5 protein-coding genes and 1 pseudogene are annotated in these 3,587 nt (G+C 68.9%); 2 read left to right on the forward strand and 4 right to left on the reverse strand.

All coding sequences use genetic code 11. From position 1 onward, the window contains the following. On the forward strand, positions 1-221 hold a 221-nt coding region (locus RM572_RS28445), incomplete at its 5' end, for a DUF2795 domain-containing protein (protein WP_311676255.1). 334 nt (positions 222-555) lie between these two features. Here RM572_RS28445 and RM572_RS28450 read toward each other — a convergent pair. The 4 genes from RM572_RS28450 to RM572_RS28465 all read right to left on the reverse strand — a co-directional run bounded on the left by RM572_RS28450 (position 556) and on the right by RM572_RS28465 (position 2,864). Further along, positions 556-927, reverse strand: a complete 372-nt coding sequence (locus tag RM572_RS28450; RefSeq protein ID WP_311676256.1) for an ANTAR domain-containing protein — start codon at positions 925-927, stop codon at positions 556-558. Between the two features lie 528 nt (positions 928-1,455). Further along, a complete protein-coding gene (locus RM572_RS28455) occupies positions 1,456-1,860 on the reverse strand; it encodes an SRPBCC family protein (protein WP_311676257.1) in 405 nt (134 codons plus the stop codon). Between the two features lie 47 nt (positions 1,861-1,907). After that, complete coding sequence (locus RM572_RS28460; protein ID WP_311676258.1) at positions 1,908-2,141, reverse strand: hypothetical protein; 234 nt, start codon at positions 2,139-2,141, stop codon at positions 1,908-1,910. Between the two features lie 312 nt (positions 2,142-2,453). Further along, positions 2,454-2,864 (reverse strand): OsmC family protein, encoded by a 411-nt coding sequence (locus RM572_RS28465; protein ID WP_311676259.1) that lies wholly within the window; start codon positions 2,862-2,864, stop codon positions 2,454-2,456. A gap of 536 nt (positions 2,865-3,400) precedes the next feature. On the opposite strand from RM572_RS28465, the pseudogene RM572_RS28470 reads away from it, so the two are divergent. Further along, a pseudogene (locus tag RM572_RS28470) lies at positions 3,401-3,587 on the forward strand (hypothetical protein); the annotation flags it as partial.

A 3,587-nucleotide genomic window follows, 5' to 3' on the forward strand; every position in this document is an offset into this window, starting at 1 on the left:
TGAGTGACGACGACGTCGAGCTGCGCTCCGACCTCGCCCGGCATCTCGGCCCCGGCCTGTACCCGACGGACCGGGACGGGGTGCTGGACACGCTGCGCGAGAACAATGCGCCGGACCGGCTGCTGGAACTCGCCGGACGGCTGCCCGAGGGTGAGGAATTCCGGAACGTCCAGGACGTCGCCCGGGCACTCGGCCTCGGCGTCGAGGACCACCGCACCTGAGCCATGACGACCACTCCGGGCTAGCTTGGCGTACTCGGCTTGAGCCGGCCGATGATCCCTTGCGCCAGCCGGGAACCCGCCCCCCGCAGTGCCCCGGAGGCCCGCGCACTTAAGCTCGCGCTTTCACGAGGTGGACCGTCCGAAGTTCATCCGACCCGCTCTGAACTGCAACGATAGGACTGGCCAAGATTTCTGTCGGTCGCAGAGACAGGCGGTGCGCAGCACCGCACGGGCGACATGCGCTCCGGGCCGATACCCACCCGCGTACACGTGGCCAGCTCGCCCGCGACGCCCGCGTGCTCCTGCGCCACGTGGAGGCCGTCCGGTCTGATGGTCAGGGCTGTTCAGCGTATTCGACCATCGCGCGGGAGACGACGGTCCTGACGGAGTCGCTCAACGCGGGCCCGCCGCTGGCGGCTGCCACAATCTGGGCAGCGAGACTGCGGATCTTGATGTTCGTGTGCTGGGAGACGTGGACGAGGGCCTGCCAGGCTGTCTTATCACTGACCGAGTTCAACACCATGAGCACGCCCATGGCCTGGTCTATGACCGGGCGGGAGACGAGCGCTTCACGGAGCTGGGCTATCTCCTCACGCTGCTGTATGGCCTCGCGCTCGACGGCACGACCGCGAGGGGCAGCGGAAGGGGAACGCAAGCGGTCGGGCCTGCGGGCCGCGCAGGGGGCGATATGTGCTGAAGTGCTCATGCGGCTGTCCTTGATCGCGGTGGCCCCGACGAGGTGGTTGCTGCAGCCTCGGCGTCCTTCTTCGCCCCGTCGAGTCACCATGGCGCACCGGTCGGAGTAGTGCAAGCAGCCCGGCCTCGGTGCTGCCGGTGGGCCGGCAGCACAGCCAGGAGGTGCGGCGCGTACCCCGAGGGCCAGAGCACCCCTGAAGGCCCGGTGATCTGCATCTGGAGTCGAGCGCAGGGAAGTCGATTGCGGCGGGTCCCTGGCGTGTGCGGTGTTCGGGTTGCTTTCAAGAGGTCTGGTGTGTTGCCGGGGGCGGGTCGAGCGAGTTGGAGGAGACTTCAGCCGTGGGCCGGCCCGGTGCGCCGGCCTGCCGGTGGCGGGCCGCCCGTCCCCCGGGATTCTGGCAGTCCGTGAGCATGTCGTAGGCGTTCATGCTGCGCGGAACAGACACCCGCGGACCGGTGGCCCCCTCGTGCCGGGACGGCCCACCTCCCGTACGGCCACCGCCGTCCCGCATCCTGGCCACTGTGGCAGGATGCGGGATCAGGTGGTCTCGGTGCCGCTGCCTTCGATGAGGCGTTTGACGTTGGCCAGCGTGGTCTCCAGACCGGCGCGGATACCGGGCCCGTCCGCCCGCTCGGTGTTCAGCACCACCCTCAGCCCGGCGCTCTCGGGCCCTGCGTCGGTAACGGACAATTCGCCGCTGTAGTCATTCGGCCCAGGTGATCCCCAGCGCATCGAGCGCCGATCGCGGTCGACCTCGAACCATGCCTCGCCTTCTCGACGCTGCCCCTCCACCTCGGCCGACACGAACACCCGTCCCTCACCTGCGGGGTCCGCGGCGGTCATCGCGTCCATGTAGGCGGGCAGGTTGCCGACCTGAGCCACATAGTCGAACAGTGCCTGCGGATCGGTACGGACGGTGGTGCTGTGCTCGTAGCGGCCCATCAACGGGCCCTCCGTTCCTCGAGTCAGGCCATCGGCGCGAACGGAGGTCAGCTGGGAAAGGTGCCGTCCTGCTGCTCGTACTGGGCCAGTGCCAGGCCGAGAGCGAGAAAGGTCGGGGCCCACTCGCCTACGAAGATGCCCCATCGGTCCGCGCGGTCCCGGCCCGCGCTCTCCTTCTTCTCCGAAAGCGTCCAAGACAGGAACGACGCGGCGATCGAGGCCAAGCCGGCGGTGTAGGCGTGCTCGCTGCGCACACCGGCGTCGTGCAATTTCTTGATCATGGTTGCTCTCCTCGCAGGCGACGTGCGGCTCACTCGTCTCTCCCCGGCCGTCCCGGACTGCGAACGGAAGACGTGTGCGTGTCACTCGAACACCCCACCGGCTCGCCCGACCGCCCCGCACCACCCAGCCGACGGCGCACCACGCAGTCCGGGGCGCACACGGCCACTACCGTTCGGCTACTTCATCGTTGAGCAGGTCGCGCCGGGCGACGGCATGGGGCTGGACCGCATCGGCTGGTTGTCGGCGGCCTCGACCCGGACAAGCCGCCGCCCGGCCCCAGTGAGCCCCCGAAGCCGCCCGGGACGGCAGGGTCAACTCTCGGACAGCTCAATCTGGTCGGCGAGAGGGAAGGCGCGCAGTGCCTCCCGCAGCAAGGTTTTGCGCGTCTGGGTGTCGGTGGCGGGAAGCTCGACCACAACCCGAGTCCTGAGTGAGTAGCGCAGGGCGCCGGAGTGCTCCAACTGCACTTCCGCAGCAACACGACTCTCGGCCAGGTCCGCCCCGATTTCGCTGGCGACCATGGCGATGGCCTGGTGCAAGCAGGTGGCGATCGCAGCCGCATAGAACTGCTCCGGCGCCCACACTTCACCGTCATATCCACCGGCCGCTGGTGGCGCCACCACGGGCAACGACCTGCCTTCCGCGTCGGAGAACTCCACCCGGTCCGGCCCGTGAAGAGAAGTGGCTGTCGTTGTGTAGAGCGCACGTTCCTGCGATGCCATGCCCGGCACGCTCGCCCGCGACAGCTTCGCGGCCCGACCTGACACGCGGGGTCGCTCCTCGCGTACCCGACCGGAGCAGACCGCATCCGCACAAGGGTGCGCGACGGTAACGTACAAGAGAGCTCCCGGGTGCCCCCGGCGTTTCCCGTTCAGGGCGTCGGGCGCGGCATCGCCCGGGAAGGCCGCCCGGCTGCTCGTCCCCCCGTGCCAGCCGGGCGGCTCTCTGCAGCTCGACGGAGCAGCGCAATACACCAGGTACACCCGTCCAGCGCAGCACTACCGACATGCCCAGTGAGACAGAACAGCACCTGCATGTTGGAGCCTGCTGATCTGCGACGACGAGGCTCAAGGCGGGCCCATCAGGCGAGTGGTTGATGTGACTGGGCACACCGCCCACGGTCACCACCGATCTGTCTGCGGTCGCGGACGACAGGGCAGGGTGGTCAGGTTCGGAGGTGTAGGCGGCGGTTCCCACGCGCCGACTCGCAGCAGCGGGCAGGGAACCGCATCTCGTTTCTCACAGCTGGAGAAGCCCAATGAAGCGAACCGTTCTGGCTGCCGCGGCGGCGCTGGCCGCCACTGCGCCGATGATGGCGCTCGCCCCGGCCGCCACCGCTGGTGGCATGCCCACCCCCGACCACCACAAGCCGCTCTCGCTGCACGCGAAGCTGGACCCGTTCAAGGTCAACAGGGTCACCGGGCGCGGCTGGGCCAAGGTCCACC

This window comes from Streptomyces hazeniae, from assembly GCF_031845485.1.
Classification (GTDB): domain Bacteria; phylum Actinomycetota; class Actinomycetes; order Streptomycetales; family Streptomycetaceae; genus Streptomyces; species Streptomyces hazeniae.